Here is a 17796-nt window from a genome sequence, read left to right as displayed (position 1 = left end):
GTCATGGCAGTGACCCTCCTCTGGATACGTTTCGAGCGGGGAACACGCTTATACGTTCCAGCTTACAAAACCAACATAGCGCATCAGCGTCGGTTTTTGTACGTTGGATAAGGATTTCACTCACCATCATCTTCGGGCTGGCAGGCTGTCGCCCGGCAAAGGAGTTCCCTATGTCAAGTCCGGTTCCAGCGGCCGCCGAACACCCGGCCGATGTGCGTGATGATGCGCTCTATGAGCAGTATTTGCGTGCGTGCGATATGACTTACCGTGGCACGGTGGATATGTTCGTCCTCAAGGCCGCCTATGAGCTTGGTCTGTTTGGTCATCTGGCTGAGCAGCCCCAGTCGGTCGAGGCGCTGGCAACCGCCACCGGAAGCCGTCTCAACCGGTTGGTCAAGTTTACGGACATGCTTGTGGAAATGGAGTTGCTCACTAGGGATGCCGAAGGCCGGCTGGCGCTGACGCCCTTTGCCCGCCAGTTTTTCCTGCCGCCCAATCCGGCCAACGAAAACCTGACCATGGAGCCTTTTGTGCGCTACGCCGTCACGATTATGGAGCGGTATCACCTGCATCTGGCCAAGGTCATCCGGGGCGAGATGGACTTCACGGCGCTGACGCCCTGGCCGCCCAGAACCCGCGAAGACAGCGCGTTTTACGAGGAAATCCACCGCAGCAACAACCATTTCGTCCGCAACCTGCTCGTGGAGGAAGCCGATCTCGAAGGCGTCACGCATCTGCTCGATGTCGGCGGCGGCAATGGCGACATTGCGATTGCTCTGGCCAAGCGGTTTCCGTCTATCGAACGCATCACGCTGGTCAACCTGCCGTCGGCGCTGGAAATTGTGCGGGACAACGTGGCCGCGCACGGATTGTCTGACCGCATTGTGCCGGTGGCCCTGGATATGTACCGCGATCCGTACCCGGCCTGCGACGCCGTACTGTTTGCCCGCATTCTCTATCCCTTCAACGCCCAGGTGTGCGCCATGCTGCTGGGGAAAGCGCAGGCGGCGCTGCCGTCGGGTGGGCGCGTCATCGTGGCTGACATGCTGCTGCGCGACGAACGTGGCTTGGCCAACTACGACTATCTGGCGCACTTTCTGACCAGCGTGGGGGTTGATCCAGCGATGATGACCTTCAAGCGGCAGGATGAATACTTCGATGTGTTCGGGCAGCTTGGCTTTGTGGACGCCCGGAAGGTCGCGCGCCACGGTCATGTGCTCTATCAGGCGCGCAAGGGGTGATGTGCGCCGATACACAAACCGCCTCAACCCATGGCCCTAACCCGTGTAGGGACAGGTTCAAAACCTGCCCCTACACGACTGCTCCCACATAACCTGCCTCTATGCATCCACATACATAAGTCGCCCTTATGATGGAGCACCACGGTGGGGCAGGTTCAGGAACAGGGCCGGTTTGCCGCAGGTTTAGCGCAGGGGCAGGTTTGGGAACCTGCCCCCACGTCAATTGTGTTCGGTGGATTCAGGCCGTGGTTGGGGTTTCCTGGGTCAGGGTGCGCTCCTGACTCATCCGCTGCCAGCGTTTGTAGGTCTCCATCACGATGAACACGATGGTTGCCAGTGCCGCCAGTCCAAACCACTTGTCCAGAGACAAGGGTTCAAGGCGCAGGACCGACTGCATCACCGACCAGTTCATCGAAAGGATGTGAACGCTGAGCGCCGTGAGCGCCCCGCCAATGAGTACCGGGTTACGTCGCCAGGAAATGCTGAAGGCCGATGCCGTTTCCGACCGGCAGGTAAGCACGTAGAAAAACTGAATCAGCACAAAGAATGCCAGCAGAATGTTGCGCGCCGAGTTGACTTCCACACCGCTGTTCATCAGGTACACCCACAGCCCAAAGCACAGCACGGCCATGGTTATGCCGCCGAGCAGCACGTGGGTGATCATGCGCCGGTCGAAGATGCCCTCTTTCGGGTCGCGTGGCGGCTGCCGCATCGCACCCTCCTCGCCGGCCTCGAATGCCAGCGCCACATCCTGAATGCCGTTCGTCACCAGGTTGAGCCACAACCACTGCACGGCCGACAGCGGCATAGGCAGTGCCAGGGCGACCGTGCCGCCGATGAGAATGAGCGAAGCCGCGCCGGTCGAAATGAGAAACCAGGTGACTTTGCGGATGTTGGCGTAGGCGTAACGCCCTTCCTCGATGCCGGCCACAATCGAGGCAAAGTTGTCGTCGGTGATGATGATCTGCGCTGCTTCCTTGGCCACGTCCGTGCCGGAACCCATCGCCACGCCAATGTTGGCCCGGTTGAGCGCCGGAGCGTCGTTGACGCCATCACCAGTCACGGCGACGACTTCACCACGTGCCACGAGCGCATCCACAATGGCCAGCTTCTGGTCCGGCGTAACCCGGGCAAACACCCGCACCTGCGGATGGGCATCGAGCCATTGCCGGAGTTGTTCGCCGGTCAGTCCGGCCAGTTCCTTTCCGGCAACGGTCTCCTCCTTGCTTTGCGCCAGTCCCAGGTCACGGGCAATGGCCAGCGCGGTCAGTGGATGATCGCCAGTAATCATCAGCACCTTGACGCCGGCGCGCCGCGCCTGGGCAACGGCGGCTTTGACCTCCGGGCGCAGCGGGTCAATGAAGCCCACGAGTCCAACGAGGGTGAGTCCTTTGACCTGCGTCAGGTCGGGCAGTGTATCGCCTGCCGGGGCTACCGTGCCGTGGGCGATAGCCAGCACGCGGTAGCCTTCGGCCGCCAGTGCGTCGGACTGCTGCACCACATGGTTGAGGTCCAGCGGGCGTTCGCCGTTGGCGGTCAGCATGGTCTGACAAAAACCGGCCACGACCTCCACCGCACCTTTGACAGCGACGTGAGTCTGGTTTCCGCTGCGGTAGGCAACAGCCGCATAGCGCCGTTCGGATTCAAACGGGATTTCTTCCAGAAGCGGATGGTTTTTCCGTTCCGTTTCGGGTGTCAGGCCGAGTTTGTGGCCCAGAGCCAGCAGGGCCACGTCCATGGCGTCGCCACTGTGCCGCCAGCCCTCGGCAGTGCGTGTCAGCGCCCCTTCATTGCACAGAATGGCCGCCCGTCCCAGGCGGCGCAATACCTCGCGTTGGGCGTCGGTCAGCGGACGACCATCAGCCAGCGTGACTTCACCTTCCCCGCAGTAGCCCTGACCGGTGGCTTCAAAGCGTTGCCCGTCCGGCAGGATGATCACCTGCGCCGTCTGCTCGTTGAGGGTCAGCGTGCCGGTCTTGTCGCTGGCAATGACCGTGCAGCTCCCAAGACTTTCCACGGCCACCAGGCGCCGCGCAATGACCTTGCGGTTGGCCATTCGCGCCGTTGCAATGGAGAGCGCCACGGTGAGCGCCACCGGCAGCCCCTCTGGAATAGCCGCCACGGCCAGCCCAACCATGACGAGAAACACCTCCCGGACAGGCAGACCCTGCAACACCGACACCACGCCGAGCAGACAGGAGCAGGCCAGAATGATGATGCCGACCTGATGGGAAAACTGCTCCATGCGCACGAGCAGCGGCGGTTTGGCGCTGGCGACCTCGATGAGCGACTGGGCAATGCGGCCGACTTCCGTGCGGGTGCCGGTTTCGACCACGACCCCCATACCGCGCCCCGTCACGACCAGTGAGCCGGCAAAGACCATGTTCGTCCGGTCGCTGACCGGTGTGGTTTCAGCCAGCGGTGCGACGGACTTGGTGATCGGCATGGATTCGCCTGTCAGCAGTGCCTCATCCACGCCCAGGTTTGACACCTGAACCAGACGCACGTCAGCGGCCACCTTGTCACCGGATTCAAACAGCACGATGTCGCCCGGCACGAGGTCTTCGGCCGAAACGGTGAGCACTTCGCCTCGCCGCCGGACTCGCGAGCGGATTTCGAGCAGGCTCTGCAAGGCGTAGGCGTTTTGTTCAGCCCGCCATTCCTGATAGGTTCCAATGATGGCATTGAGGATGACGACGCCAAAAATGAAAGCGGCATCCTTGAAGTCGCCGATGGCGAGGGCGACCAGTCCGGCAATGAGCAGAATGTAAATGAGCGAATTCGTGAATTGGTGCAGAATGACGAGCCAGAGCTTGGGCGGCGGCTTAGTGGGGAGCAGGTTCCGTCCATACTGGCGCTGGCGGGCCGCCACGTCGTCGGGAGTGAGACCGTCGGGAGTCGTTTGCAGGCGGGCGTAGATGTCTTGTGCCGAAAGGGCATGCCACGGAGTGGGCGGCAGGGCATTGGTGGCGGCCGAGTCGTCTCGCTGCATGAGGCATTCTCCTTGGTTGGAACATCAGAACATCGCGCCAGGAGCAACCGGATGAAATCGGGTAGGTCTTCTGACCCGGCGCCGTCCGCCACGGGAAAGGGCGGAAGTTGGTCGGCGCCAGCGCAATGCGGTGTAAGACGCCGATTCAGGGCATCTATCGTAGGTGTTTTGCCGGCGGATGGCTACCCGGCGGGGCGTTGCTCCGGGCTGGCGGCCGGTTGGTGTATCGTCCCGCGTCATCCGGGCCGCGCAATGGCAGAGAGACCCTGCCGACGGCTGCGGCCGACTGTCACCTGTGGAGTCTGGTGCTGATGAGTCATCCCGGAAGCCGTGAGACCGTGGCCTACTGGGCCGTGTGCCTGCTGATGCTCGCGGCGCTCGTGGATTCGCAGCTCATCGGGGCCATTGCCCCAAGCATTGCATCTGGAATTGGCGCTTCCAAAACAGCCGTAGCCCAGAGTGCGGCCGTATATTCGCTGGCCAATGCGGCAACGGCCTTCTGGCTGGTCGGGCCCGGCCGCACGTTGCATCCCATCCGCGGCCTGCCGCTGGCGGCGCTGTTGTCCATCGTGGCATCCGTCGTGGCTGCCCTGTCTCCCAACCTGTGGGTGTTTTATCTGGCGCGGATGATGGCTGGCTTTTCCGGCGGTCTTGTCTCCGCCCTGGCCATTGCCGCGTTGGCCAACACTTCGAGCTATGCGGCCCGTGGGGTGCAGATGAGCGGCGTGGCGGTGAGTTACTTTCTGGCGCCGGTCATTGGCGTGCCGCTGGGCGCTTTTCTCGTCGGACGCTTCGGCTGGGCGGCCGCCTTCTGGTTTGCGGCGCTGGCCACGGCTTTTTCCGGGGCGCTGGTGCTCCGGTTTCCGCTTTCGGAACCATTGCCGGTTGCGCCCAACCCGACGCCAAAAGCCGGAGGCATGCGAAGCCTGTGGCAGATGGCCAACCGCTCCCGTTCGACCCGGCTGGCGCTCGTCAGCGCGGCTTTCGTTTCCGGTGGTCTCGTCGCCTTTTCTGCCCTGCTGGGCACGTGGCTGTCGGATGCCTTTCGCGCCGACGAATTCCGCATCGGGCTGATGTTTGGCCTCACCGGGATTGGGGCGGTCATCGGAGGGGCCGTGGGCGGCAAACTGGCCGACCGCTACGGCAAGCGGCGGGTGGCTGTTCTCGCCAGTGGCTGGATGGCGTTGGGGCTGCTGCTGGTGCCTACCTTTGCCTGGACGTGGGGCCTCTACGTCTCTGTGGCGTTTGCAGCACTGTGCGCGGCGGTGCGCGTAGCGCCCCTTCAGGCGCTCACCAGCGAGTTGGTCGCCCCGCACGAACGCCCGGCTTTCATTGCCCTGCGCAATGGCTGCTCGCAACTGGGCATTGTGGCCACGGTGGCGCTGGCCGGTGTTGCCTACCGTGCCGGTGGCTTTCTGGCCGTGGCGGCCGTCTGCGCTGGCGTCACGGTCGTGGCCTGGGCCTGCCTGCGCGGCCTCGACGATCCACAGGTGGAACGGGTCTCCAGGGACGTGCCCCGGCCGCGTCTCTGGCAGCTCGGGCTGCGGCGCGTCATGGTATGGGTGCTCATCCTGGGCCTGGGACTGCCCTACCTGGTGAGTGTCGCCGTAACCAAGGCGCGGACGCGCCCGGATGAGCGCCGGCGCACGGATACACCAGCGGCGCTCGGTGCACAGTATGAGAATGTGGCTTTCGAGTCGGCCGGGATTCCACTCACGGGATGGTACCTGCCGGCCCGAACCCATCCGGTCACGATTGTCATCACCCACGGGCTTTTCCGCTCCCGGTATGAAACGCTGGAGCGCGGCGTGGCCCTGTGGAAGTTGGGCTATGGGGTGTTGCTCTATGACGTACGCCGCCACGGGCGGAGTCGTGGCGAGTTTTCGACCGTCGGCTACACCGAGCGGCGGGATGTACGGGCGGCTGTGGAGTTTGTCCGCCAGCGTGCGCCCTACGACCGCATTGTGTTGTTGGGCGTTTCAATGGGAGCTGCCGCGAGTCTGCTGGCGGCGGCCGAAACCCCGGAAGTCGCGGCGGTCATCAGTGACAGCAGCTTTCGGTCATTTCAGGATGCGGTGGCCAATGACGTACGCTACCTGGGGCTGCCCCGGTGGCCGCTGGCGCCGGTTTTGACCTACACGACCGCCTGGCGGATGGGATTTGCGCCTGGTGACTTTGACGTTGAACGCGCTGTGCACCGGCTCACCGTGCCGGTACTGTTCATTGGTGGCCGCCAGGACCGGCGCATGCCGGTGGAAACGACGCTCGAACCGCTGTACCAAGCGGCCCGGCATCCGGCAAAACGCCGGCTCGTCATCGAAGAGGCCGCCCACGGGGAAGCCTACCCGGTCGCTCCGCAGCGTTATATTGAGGCAATTGATGGCTTCATTCAGGAAGCACTCATGCTACCGTAGGGAAGCGTGTGAGGTGTTTGATGAAACACCTCGAAAAAACTTCAATCCATTCCGAGAGGAAGCAATCCAATGACCGTTGTTCGTACCGGAGCGTTGACCCTGGTGGCCCTGCTGGGCTTGAGTTCTGCCGGAATCTTCCCGCCCGCCGCCCTGGCGCAGCCGGCTGCCCCGGCGGAGATGGGGCAAGGGCAGATGGGGATGGGTGAAAACGATCCCCGCAAGGCGACGACCATTCAGACGACCTCAGCCAGGCTCGGCAACGTGGCCGATGCGGTGATGGTTCGCTATCTGAATCTGCCTTGGGGGCCGCAGACCTTTGGCTACATTGAAAATGGTGGCAACCAGTTCTACAGCACCCGGACCTGGCCCGTGGCCCATCTGACCCTCAAGACCCGCGTCAAGTTTTTCGGTCGGGAATTTGAGCCGGGCGACTATGTTCTGACCATCGTGCCCAAGGGGCTTGCTCCCAAAATGGGGATGCAGGTGCGGAGCTTCCAGCCCAGCGGCGAGGGTGGAACGTTCCTCGTGCCGGGCAACGTCTTTACCGAGACGCCCGATGGTCCCATCGTGGCTTCGCGCCCCATTGAATTCACACCCGGCGCACCCCAGAGCGACGCCATGCGGATTTCGCTTGTGCCCAGGAAGAACATGGTCGAGTTGACCATCAACTACGGCGACCGCTCCTTTACCGAAAAACTGGAACTGGTGAAGACGAAGTAAGGTTCACGGCGGTGAGCCGGCGGGCTTGCCGCCGTTCGCGTCCCGCCGAACCGCCTGCCGGCAGTCGTTTTGTGCGCTGGCGTCACCACGACTGGCCCGCCCGGAGCCAGGCCTACAGGGGAAAGTAACGTTCATGTCTGACACGCAGGAGCCTTTGATTCCGACCGCCGGAAATGCCCCGACCAAGTCCTACTCCATGCTCGAACCGCGCATGAAGAAAGTCTATGGGGCTTACTACAAGGAGTTGTACTACACCCCGGAGCGGCGGGTGCTCGATCCGAAAATCCAGGAACTCATCTCGATTGCGGCTTCGCTGGTGGCCAAGTGCGAAGGCTGTCTGGACGGTCACATGAAGAAAGCCCTCGAACTGGGGGCGACCAAGGAAGAAATCAGCGAAACCATCTGCATTGCGGCCGCCATCAATGCTGCTGCCATGATTGACCTGTCGGATCGCTGCGCCGAGCGCCTCAACCTCAACCACTTTCCCACGACACCGCCTGCCGCTGGCGCGTCCTCGTCAGGCTCCGGTGCGTCATGAAGCCCATCCGAAGCCTGAACCGGCTGTGGTTTCTGGGTTGGCTGTGGCTTCTGGGGTGGGTTGGCCTGTCTGGCACGGCGGCGGTGGGGCAGGCGGTTCAGACGCCGACAGAGCCGCTTCCGGGAAAGACGGACGCGATGGACTACGGGGTGTTTCACTCGGCCAGCCTGGGGCGGGAGGTGCCTTATGCGGTGTCGCTGCCGCCGTCATACCGCACGTCGCCGGAGCGGCGTTACCCGCTCGTCATTTTTCTGCACGGCATGTTCAATGACGAGCGTGACTGGGAGCGCCGGGGTGTCCAGGCAGCGCTGGATGCCCTGCGCGCCAGGGGGCAGGTGGGCGAATTCATCGTGGCCATCCCACGCGGTGAAAACAGCTTCTACATCAATGCCAGGCAGGGCGAACGCTACGAAGACGCCATCGTGCAGGACTTTCTGCCCTTCATCGAGCAGCGGTACCGCACGCTCGGCACGCGCGCCGGACGCCTGATGGCCGGCATTTCCATGGGTGGCTATGGCGCTTTGCTTATTGCGTTCAAGCATCCGCAGCTTTTTGCCGGTGTTGCCGCGCACTGCGCCGCCATCTTTACCGAGGTGCCGCGGCCGCCCCAGGGAGCCGATGACCGCATCGGAACGTGGCGCTACGGACTCGCCACCAAACTGTATGGCGATCCGCCGGACCCGGAGTTTTTTGACCAGCACAGTCCTCTGACGCTGGCGCGCCGGCAGGCTGCGGCCCTGCGCCAGCTCAAAATCTACTTCGATGTTGGCTCGGAAGACCGCTACCGCTTTGATGTCGGCAATCAGCGGCTGCATGAAACCCTGGAGTCCCTTGGCATACCCCACGAGTTTACGCTGGCTTCCGGCGGTCACGGCTGGGCTTTTCTCCTTGCGCGCAGCGAGGCGGCCTTTGGCTTTTGCTGGCGTACGCTGGCGTCGTCGCTGCGGGCCGAACCGGCAAAAGCCCTGAAAAAGAAGCCATGAACAATTGGGACTTACGCAGGTGACACAAGCTTATGGGCATGAGACCAAAAGTGACATGGTTAGGGGGAAGAAATTTCCTGCCGGACGTGCCGATCAACGATCTGCGGATATATCTGACCGAGGCTGAGCGAGCACACAGATTCGGCTCGCCCATCGCGGCCAAGCTGGTATCTGGTGGCAGGGCTGCTCCAGGAAGCAGGTACACTGGGCAAGGTTTGGCGGTTGGTGTGGAGTGAACGAAACACAGGGAAAGGGCAGGTTGATGTGCGTCTGAAGTGCTTGCTGTCCGTGGAGATAGCTGTGCGGCGTGCAGCCATTGGCGGCGGATCGGCTTGCTTGAAAGTCCGGGCGTTTTGGCTCGCATCGGTTGGCCAGCCCTTTGCAATCTCAGTGCATTGCTCTACAAAGAGTAACCAGAATCTGTTTGGCAAGGTCATCTTGTGGATATTCAAGCGATCATTGATGCCATCCGTTACCATCGCATTCATATCACTGACCACGCTGATCAAGAAGCACAGGCAGACCATCTTTCCTTTGATGAAATCTTCTATAGTGTCCTGCACGGTGAGATCATCGAAGATTATCCATCCGACAAGCCTTATCCGAGTTGCCTGATCTACGGTGAAAGTTTTGTCGGTCAGCCCATTCACAGTGTTTGGGCCTATAATCACGCAACGCAATGGGCAGTGTTGATCACTGTGTACCGCCCTGACCCTGACCGATGGATTGATTGGCATATCAGGAGAAAGAAATGAAGCCTTTTGATAAGTGCCCTGTATGTGGTGGCGAATTGGTTGAGAAAGAGGTAGAAAAACTTCTCAGGGGTGGTATCCATACTGCTGTATTCAAGGTGCATGCAGATGTATGCCTGCACTGCGGTGAACGATTGTATTCCATCGAAACTGTCAGACGCTTTAATCAGATTCGGCAGAAACTGGAAAGACAGGAGGTTGCAGAGTTTCAGCCGCTGGGTCAATCTTTTCAAGTCAGGGCCTCCACTGAATGAATTGGACATGGGTATCAATGTTATTATAAATGTTCTTTGATCGGTATATTCCTTTCCTCACATGTCTCGACATGGCATTGTAGGTAGGAAAGCTTTTTATCTTGGTATGGCCGTTGAAAAATCGAATGCTGCTTTGGATATAATAGGTTTTGGCACTGTCAGGATGATATTCACGTAAGTCCTGAAACGATTCTGCTATGCACAGAAAACATTGGGTGGCATATCTCCTTACCGGATGGTTTATGGTGGCCGTCATGGGAAATGTCATGGCACAGGAAACGCACCGCCAGGCAGCCGTTCCGGCTTATCGCATCTACAAGCCGGACGGTCAGCCGGGCACGCTCGATGACATTATGGCCGCACTGGCGCGGGTCGAGGTGGTATTCATTGGCGAGTCCCACGATGACCCCGGCGCGCACGCGCTCCAGCGCGACCTGCTTCAGGCTGCCCACGCGCGCTACGGTACGGATACCGCCGCCGAAAAGCGGCAGGTGGTGCTCTCGCTGGAGATGTTCGAGCGGGACGTGCAGCTTGTTCTCGATGAGTATCTGGCCGGTCTCATTCCCGAAACCCAGTTTCTGGCGTGCAGTCGTCCGTGGAACAACTACCAGAGCGACTATCGTCCGCTGGTGGAGTTCGCCAGAGCCCAGCGCCTGCCGGTCGTGGCGGCCAATCCGCCACGCCGCTACGTGAACCTCGTTGGACGTGAAGGGCGCGACGCCCTGACCAGGCTTTCCCAGCCGGCCCGGGCACTGCTGCCGCCATTGCCCTACGGAGCTGCTTCGGCCGATTACGAAGCCAAATTCCGCAGCCTGATGTCCGGGATGCACGGCGCGGCCGCCGCCGACGGGGAACGCCAGATGCCGAACCTTTCGCGCATGCTTGATGCCCAGTCGCTGTGGGATGCCGGGATGGCCCATGCCATTGCCGAGACTTTGGCCCAGGTGCCACGGGCCCTTGTCATACACCTCAACGGACGCTTCCACAGCGAAGAAGGGCTGGGAATCCCGGAGCACCTGGCCGCCTACCGCAAGGGCACCCGCATGCTCATGGTGACGGTCGTTGCCGATGCCGATGACCCGGAAACGTTTGACGTGGCGCGTTTTGGCAAACTCGGCGACTTCGTGGTGCTCAGTGTCAAACCCAAGCCCTGAAAGGCTGTAACCAAGCGTGGCGCATTCCTGATGAAACCCTGTTCGATACCGTTGTTTTGGAAGCTTGCCGGGCGCAGCTTCCTGATCCTGGTCTGCCTCGCCGCCCTGTTGCCGCCGAAAACGAAAGGGCAGGTGGCGCGGCAGCCGGTGCGCGCCAGGCGCGCCATGGTGGCTTCGGCCAGCTCATTTGCCTCGCAGGTCGGGGTAAAAATTTTGCAGGAAGGCGGCAATGCCGTGGATGCGGCCGTGGCCGTCGGGCTGGCGCTGGCCGTGACCTTCCCGGTTGCTGGCAACATCGGCGGCGGCGGCTTCATGCTCATCCGCATGGCGGACGGCCGGACAACGGCCATTGACTACCGGGAAACCGCGCCCGCCCGGGCAAGCCGCGACATGTACCTTGACGCCAACGGCAATCCCATCCCGGAGAAATCAACCCTGGGCTATGCTGCCGTGGGGGTTCCCGGTACGGTGGCCGGTTTCGGTCTGGCACTGCGCAAGTACGGGCGGCTGAAATGGGCGCAGGTTGTGGCCCCGGCCCGGCGGCTGGCACAGGAGGGGTTTCCGGTCAGTTACGCTTTCTCCCGCGGCCTGCGTATTGCCGAGCGGTTGGAGAAGTTTCCCGACAGCCGCCGGATTTTCCATCGGGACGGTAACTACTATGAGGAAGGCGAAGTGTTCCGCCAGCCGGAACTGGCGGCCACGCTGGCACGTCTGGAAAAGCGCGGACCACGCGAGTTCTACGAGGGCGAAACCGCCCGGCGGATTGCTGCCGCCATGGCCGCCAATGGTGGTTACATCACCCTCGATGATCTGAAGAACTACCGTCCGGTGGAACGCGAGCCACTCCGGGGGACGTACCGGGGGTACGAGATCATCACCTTCCCGCCACCCAGCTCCGGCGGCATTGTACTGCTCAACGTGCTCAACCAGCTCGAAGGCGACAACCTGGCCGCCCTTGGGGCCGGCTCGGCGGAAGCCAGCCATCTGCTTATCGAGGCCATGCGGCGCGCCTTTGCCGACCGGGCCACCCTGATGGGCGATCCTGATTTTGTCAAAGTTCCGGTTGCGGAACTCATCTCGAAAGATTACGCCCGGACACGCCGCGCGACGATTGATCCGCAGCGCGCCACACCCAGCACCGACATCCGTCCAGGACTGGACGCGCCAGTTTCGGAAGCCGCCGAGACGACGCACTTCACCGTCGTGGATGCCGAAGGGAACATCGTGACGAATACCTACACGCTCAATGGCCCCTATGGGTCGGGTGTGACCGTCCCGGGGACAGGCATTCTGCTCAACAACGAAATGGATGATTTTGCGGTCAAGCCGGGAGTGCCGAACTACTACCAGTTGGTGCAGGGAGAAGCCAACTGCATTGCGCCCGGCAAGCGTCCGCTGTCGTCCATGACGCCGACGATTGTTCTCAAGGAGGGCCGGCCCTGGTTTGCCATTGGCAGTCCCGGCGGGCCGACCATCATTTCCACCGTGGTGCAGGTGGTCATCAACATCATTGACCACAAAATGAATCTCCAGCAGGCGATTGATGCGCCGCGTCTGCATCACCAGTGGCTGCCGGATGTGGTGATGTGGGAGCCTTATGGGATGACCGCCGACACCAGACGCGCGCTGGAGGCCAAAGGACACCGGCTGGACATCGTGCCGCGCTACAACGGTGATGCGGAAGGCGTCATGATTGATGAAACCGGCATCCGGTTGGGCGCCAGTGACCCCCGCAACCCTGACGCCCTCGCGGTTGGCTACTAGCGGCTGGAGCACATCATACGTTTGCCTGGCTTCGTAGGACTGGGTCTGAAACATGTTTGCGCACCGGTACGGTGGTACGCAGCATGTTACTCGTGGCATGGGCAAGCGGCACGCCTGCCGCATCGTGCAACCAGCACTCAACATTGATGATGGTTTTGCCTTGGCGTACGACCTGAGTGGTTGCTGTGATGGTCGCCCCAGCCGGTGCGCTGGCGAGAAAGTCAACGGTCAGGTTGACTGAGGTGTAGAAAAACTCTGTCTCAAGTGTGCCGTGAACCGTTGCTCCAATGACTTCATCTATGATGGCTGCGGCCGCACCCCCGTGCAGGATGCCGGCCGGGTTGGTCATTTCTTCGCGGACGGTAAAGACGAACGTGGCCTTGCCCGGTTCAGCGTGTCTGAGTGTTCCCCCCAGCCAGCGTGCCAGTGGCGAGGGGCTATGTTCAGCCATGGTGGTGTTGATGAGGCGTTGGAAGCGTTCCAGGTTGGTGGGTGGCATACGGTTCCCTGTGGTTGAAAGCATCTGACTTGGGGGGAAGGGAAAGCGTTGGCATGGCATTCCCAAGTTGTGAAGGTCATCAAGTCTTGGCATTCATTTTGAAGTGCCTGGGCTGTGCCCGCAAATGTGGAAATGGAGTGTGACCATGAACCGGAAAGCCGGTTTGGCTCGTATCCTCGTTGTCATTCTGGGGGCGGTGTGCCTCAGTCATTCACTAGCTGGAACGCCCGGTGGGGTGCCGGGGCGTCCGGTGCCGGGAGACCGCATTACGGGGCGCGCCTTTGCGACGCGCTCGGAAGTCATCGCGCGCCACGGCATGGCCTGCACCAGTCAGCCGCTGGCGACGCAGGTGGCCGTCGAAATCCTCAAGCGGGGCGGCACGGCTGTGGATGCCGCCATTGCCGCCAATGCCGTGCTCGGCGTGGTTGAACCGACCGGCTGTGGCATCGGCGGCGACCTGTTTGCGCTGGTCTGGGACCCCAAAACAAAGCGCCTGCACGGACTCAACGCCAGCGGGCGGTCGCCCAAACGCCTGACCCTCGATGAGTTCCGGCGGCGGAACCTGACGCGCATCCCGTCCTACGGACCACTGCCCGTCACCGTGCCGGGCTGTGTGGACGGCTGGTTTGAACTGCACGGGCGTTTTGGCCGGCTGCCGATGAAAGACCTGCTGGCACCGGCCATCGGTTATGCGCGTGACGGGTTTCCGGTCTCCGAACTCATTGCCTACTACTGGGAGCGCAATGTCGCGGCGCTGGCGCAGTTTCCCAACGTCCGTGACGTGTATGCCCCGAACGGTCGCACCCCACGCAAGGGCGATGTGTTTCGCAATCCCCAACTCGCCGCCACGCTCGAAAAGATTGCCGCCGGGGGGCGGGAAGTCTTCTACCGGGGAGAGATCGCGCGGGTCATCGCCGACTTCATGGCCCGGCAGGGGGGCTTTCTGGATGCCGAAGATTTGGCCGCCCATCGCTCCGACTGGGTGGAACCAATCTCGACCAACTATCGCGGCTACGATGTCTGGGAGTTGCCGCCGAACGGGCAGGGGATGGCGGCCCTGCAGATGCTGAACCTGCTCGAAGGCTATGACCTGGCGAAGTTCGGCTTCGGCAGCCGCGAGCACATCCACTATTTTGTCGAGGCCAAAAAGCTGGCTTATGAAGACCGCGCCAGGTTTTATGCAGACCCGGACTTTGCCCAGGTTCCGGTTGCAGAACTGCTGTCGAAGTCGTACGCCGCAGAGCGCCGCAAGCTGATTCATCCCGTCCGGGCCGGCGCGCGGTATGAAGCTGGCGAGCCGGCGCTCAAAGCTGGCGACACCATTTACCTCACCACGGCCGACCGGGACGGCATGATGGTTTCACTCATTCAGAGCAACTACCGGGGCATGGGGTCAGGGATGGTGCCCGACGGCCTGGGATTTATGCTGCACGACCGGGGGGAGATGTTTTCGCTCGAAGCCGGTCACGCCAACGTCTATGCCCCCGGCAAGCGTCCGTTTCACACCATCATTCCAGCTTTCGTCACCAAAGACGGGCGTCCGTGGATGAGTTTTGGGGTGATGGGCGGCGGCTTCCAGCCGCTGGGGCACGTTCAGATACTCATCAACATCATTGACTTTGGGATGAATCTTCAGGAAGCGGGCGACGCACCGCGCATAGACCACCAGGGTTCTTCGGAGCCGACCGGCGAGCGCGCCACCGGGGTCGGCATGGTGACGTTGGAAACGGGGTTTTCGTATGAAGTCGTACGGGAACTTGTCCGGTCAGGCCACCGCGTTGGTTTTGCCGTTGGGGACTATGGCGGCTATCAGGCCATCCGGTGGGATGCCGAACAGGGCGTCTATTATGGAGCTTCCGAATCCCGCAAGGACGGACAGGCTGCCGGGTATTAGCCCCACCTCCAGCCGGGGGCGCAGAGGTGAGGGCAGCGTTGCGTAACCCTTCCAATCGCCATACAATCGGCTGCACAGCGGCTGTAGCCAGCCGGTACAGTTGAAGGCACAGGTCTGATTGGTTGTGTGCAGCGCCTATTTCCCCGGGGCGCGGTCAAAGACGCCATGCCGTCCACCGAACTGCACGAATTGCTTCGGCAAGCCATTGAGTCGGCCAAGTCTGGCGACAAGGCGCGCGCGCGTGGACTCCTCATCGAAGTGACCGAAGCTGACCCAAACAACGAAGTCGCCTGGATGTGGCGGGCTTCGGTATCGCTGACGCCAAAGGACGCTGCGTGGTGCCTGACCAAGGTGCTGAACATCAACCCGGCCAATCGCCAGGCTCAGGAATGGCTGGATAAAATCCGGCAGTTACAGGACCAGCCGCCAGCCGTGACCAGACCACTCGTGACAGGTTCCCCAGAGCCACCTGGGCGTTCGGGTTCGACCGGTGCGCACCAGGTTACGCCCTCCCCGGATTCGCCGACGGTCAGCGATCTGCCCTCATTTTCGGCGCCGCCTTCGGTTTCGCCGGACCGCCCCCCATCGCCCATCCCACCACGGGCGGCAACCACGGTGCAGACGATGCCGGCGGTCACATCTCCGCGTCCGGCACCTCCGCCAGTGCGTTCGGTCTCCGGGAAAACCGGTGAGATGGAAAAAGTCGAGCGCAGCCTCCGGCCCGAACCGCCTCCCGGAGCCAAAGTCATCCTGGCCGTGGATGACAGCCTGACGGTGCGGCGGGTCATCACCCAGGCTTTGGAAAGCCATGGCTATCGGGTCATCACGGCAGTGGATGGCTACGAGGCACTGGCCAAGCTCAAGGACATCACCCCCGATCTCGTGATTCTTGATGCGGCCTTGCCGGGAGGGATGGATGGCTACCAGCTCTGCAAACAGATTCATGCGGAGAAATCACGGCGCGGGATTCCGGTGATCATGCTCTCCAGCCGGGAGAGCCTTCTGGACAAGGTGCAGAGCCGGCTGGCCGGAGCAGCACAGTACCTGCCCAAACCTTTCAAGACGGAAGATCTGCTGCTGGGTGTCCGTCGCCACCTCAAGCAGTGATGCGCCCCAAGCCACTGGCTCTATTGACGTTTGGAGACCCCAAGGAAACACGTGGCTACTTCTGGAAACCTTGCTGACCTGGACCTTCTGACGCTCACCCAGATTCTCTGCCGCGCCGGTCGCCTGGCGGCGCTTGAACTCGTACAGGATGAACAACGCGGCTGGATATACTTTGAAAACGGCCGGGTGGTGCACGCCACACTGAATACGCTGGCCGGCGAGCCAGCGCTCCTTGCCCTACTCCGCTGGCAGGCCGGGCAATTCCGCATCATGCCCGGCTTTTACGCCCCTGACCAGACATTGGAGTTGTCTTGGCCCGAGCTGACAGCCCTTGTCCTGAACCTGCCGTCGGGGAAGTGGAATGTACCGTAAGTAGCGAGTAGCGAGTGGCGAGTAGCGAGTGACAAGTGGCGGGGTTACTCCACGCGGGCATAGCTGCGCGCCTTGAGCAATTCATCCAGGACCAGATTGGTCGTGTTTTCATCCTCTGCCAGAAGGGTGAATTTCTGTTGCAGCACGGCCTCAAAGTGCTGGTCAGTCTGGCGTCCGGCAGTCTGTTTGGATGGGAAGGCGTCAGAGTAAAGAATCGTCTGCCGTACGACCTCGGTGACACGTCCGTCGGCTTCAACGGCTCGTTCCCGAAGACCTGTCAGCACGTAGTACGCAGTGTCCCTGATGGTGATGAGATACACTTCGACCGAGTCGAATTTGCCGATGTAGCGTATGTCGTCAGCTTCGAGGAACGCCCGCCCGATGCTTTGTTCAGGCTTGACCGGGGCTGGCTCCGGGACCGTCTGCGCAAGGTGCTTGGCCAGCCGTCCGTCCATGACCCGGACTTCTGCAATCTGGAGGGTCTCCGGGCGCGGGCTGCTGGAGAAGTTTGAAGCCAGGGTGTCAAAGTCCTGCTTGGCATCGGCGTAGGCCTGCCGGGCGGCAAGATAGAGCGAAGAGGTGGGCATGGTGCGGTAGAGCCGCGACACCTGCTCGTGAAAATACTGCAACCGCTCACGACAGCTCGAAATCTTGCCACCGAGCGTCTCGAATTGCCTGCGGTAAGCCTCAAAACCCTTGCCGCGACGCGCCTTTTCACCCCCCTGCAACCCGGCGACATAGCTCGCAAGCTCGCCCTGCAGAGCCACGATTTCACCCCGCAGCACCTTGATGGCGGCTGGTAGGTCACTGTCGGATATGCCTCCGTCCTGTGCCAAAGCCGGCTCAACCTTGACCAGATTGACAGCCAGGCAAAGAAACAGAAACAGCACAGCCGTGAGCCATTTCATCCACGACATTGCAGCTTCCTCGTCAGTTTGGGAAGTTGGTCGCACGCTGAAGACCGGTGCCAAGCCGGATGCAGCGGAAACGCCAGAATTTACTGCCGTGCCATCTATGTTACGCCGCGCTTTACGACAGTGTAAAGGCTTATTTATCTGGTCGGGTGAACCGTCCATGGCGGCTGATGCGGCACGGGTGCCCACAGGGGCACT

General features: G+C 61.6%; 15 protein-coding genes. 12 read left to right on the top strand and 3 right to left on the bottom strand.

All coding sequences use genetic code 11. The annotated features are described in order from the left end of the window. Positions 1 to 170 precede the first annotated feature (170 nt). Complete coding sequence (gene bchU / locus CABTHER_RS13970; protein WP_014101322.1) at positions 171 to 1241, top strand: bacteriochlorophyllide d C-20 methyltransferase BchU; 1071 nt, start codon at positions 171 to 173, stop codon at positions 1239 to 1241. Between the two features lie 238 nt (positions 1242 to 1479). Here the strand turns inward: bchU and CABTHER_RS13965 are convergent, their stop codons facing one another. Further along, positions 1480 to 4233: a cation-translocating P-type ATPase gene (locus CABTHER_RS13965; protein ID WP_014101321.1), complete on the bottom strand. Its 2754-nt coding sequence runs from the start codon at positions 4231 to 4233 to the stop codon at positions 1480 to 1482. Positions 4234 to 4358: 125 nt separating this feature from the next. Between CABTHER_RS13965 and CABTHER_RS16255 the strand changes: the two genes are divergently transcribed. From CABTHER_RS16255 to ggt (CABTHER_RS13925), 8 genes are all read left to right on the top strand, one after another. Further along, positions 4359 to 6647: an MFS transporter gene (locus tag CABTHER_RS16255; RefSeq protein ID WP_081464963.1), complete on the top strand. Its 2289-nt coding sequence runs from the start codon at positions 4359 to 4361 to the stop codon at positions 6645 to 6647. 69 nt (positions 6648 to 6716) lie between these two features. Further along, a complete protein-coding gene (locus CABTHER_RS13955) occupies positions 6717 to 7367 on the top strand; it encodes a hypothetical protein (protein WP_014101319.1) in 651 nt (216 codons plus the stop codon). 133 nt (positions 7368 to 7500) lie between these two features. Continuing rightward, positions 7501 to 7905, top strand: a complete 405-nt coding sequence (locus CABTHER_RS16250; RefSeq protein ID WP_014101318.1) for a carboxymuconolactone decarboxylase family protein — start codon at positions 7501 to 7503, stop codon at positions 7903 to 7905. Further along, positions 7902 to 8888, top strand: coding sequence for an alpha/beta hydrolase (locus tag CABTHER_RS13945; RefSeq protein WP_014101317.1), 987 nt, complete (start codon positions 7902 to 7904; stop codon positions 8886 to 8888). Before CABTHER_RS16250 ends, CABTHER_RS13945 begins: the two co-directional genes overlap by 4 nt. A gap of 440 nt (positions 8889 to 9328) precedes the next feature. Continuing rightward, positions 9329 to 9643, top strand: coding sequence for a DUF4258 domain-containing protein (locus CABTHER_RS16835; protein ID WP_081464962.1), 315 nt, complete (start codon positions 9329 to 9331; stop codon positions 9641 to 9643). Then, positions 9640 to 9894 (top strand): YgiT-type zinc finger protein, encoded by a 255-nt coding sequence (locus tag CABTHER_RS16830; RefSeq protein WP_081464961.1) that lies wholly within the window; start codon positions 9640 to 9642, stop codon positions 9892 to 9894. The genes CABTHER_RS16835 and CABTHER_RS16830 overlap by 4 nt, the downstream gene beginning before the upstream one ends. A gap of 215 nt (positions 9895 to 10109) precedes the next feature. After that, positions 10110 to 11048: a ChaN family lipoprotein gene (locus tag CABTHER_RS13930; RefSeq protein ID WP_187288448.1), complete on the top strand. Its 939-nt coding sequence runs from the start codon at positions 10110 to 10112 to the stop codon at positions 11046 to 11048. A gap of 30 nt (positions 11049 to 11078) precedes the next feature. Then, positions 11079 to 12812, top strand: a complete 1734-nt coding sequence (gene ggt / locus CABTHER_RS13925) for a gamma-glutamyltransferase (RefSeq protein ID WP_014101313.1) — start codon at positions 11079 to 11081, stop codon at positions 12810 to 12812. 13 nt (positions 12813 to 12825) lie between these two features. Here the strand turns inward: ggt (CABTHER_RS13925) and CABTHER_RS13920 are convergent, their stop codons facing one another. After that, positions 12826 to 13311, bottom strand: coding sequence for a PaaI family thioesterase (locus CABTHER_RS13920; RefSeq protein ID WP_014101312.1), 486 nt, complete (start codon positions 13309 to 13311; stop codon positions 12826 to 12828). Between the two features lie 145 nt (positions 13312 to 13456). Here CABTHER_RS13920 and ggt (CABTHER_RS13915) point away from each other — a divergent pair, with 145 nt between their 5' ends. From ggt (CABTHER_RS13915) to CABTHER_RS13905, 3 genes are all read left to right on the top strand, one after another. Continuing rightward, on the top strand, positions 13457 to 15205 hold the full coding sequence (ggt, locus tag CABTHER_RS13915) for a gamma-glutamyltransferase (protein WP_014101311.1): 1749 nt from the start codon (positions 13457 to 13459) through the stop codon (positions 15203 to 15205). 165 nt (positions 15206 to 15370) lie between these two features. Beyond that, the gene (locus CABTHER_RS16245) at positions 15371 to 16312 is read left to right on the top strand and encodes a response regulator (protein ID WP_014101310.1); all 942 of its coding nucleotides are present in this window, start codon (positions 15371 to 15373) and stop codon (positions 16310 to 16312) included. A 51-nt stretch (positions 16313 to 16363) separates the two neighbouring features. Next, the gene (locus CABTHER_RS13905; protein WP_014101309.1) at positions 16364 to 16684 is read left to right on the top strand and encodes a DUF4388 domain-containing protein; all 321 of its coding nucleotides are present in this window, start codon (positions 16364 to 16366) and stop codon (positions 16682 to 16684) included. 44 nt (positions 16685 to 16728) lie between these two features. Here CABTHER_RS13905 and CABTHER_RS13900 read toward each other — a convergent pair whose 3' ends face one another. After that, a complete protein-coding gene (locus CABTHER_RS13900) occupies positions 16729 to 17601 on the bottom strand; it encodes a hypothetical protein (protein WP_187288447.1) in 873 nt (290 codons plus the stop codon). Positions 17602 to 17796 lie beyond the last annotated feature (195 nt).

The sequence above is a fragment of the Chloracidobacterium thermophilum B genome (assembly GCF_000226295.1).
Classification (GTDB): Bacteria; Acidobacteriota; Blastocatellia; order Chloracidobacteriales; family Chloracidobacteriaceae; genus Chloracidobacterium; species Chloracidobacterium thermophilum.
This window is presented reverse-complemented; position numbering and strand designations above follow the sequence as displayed.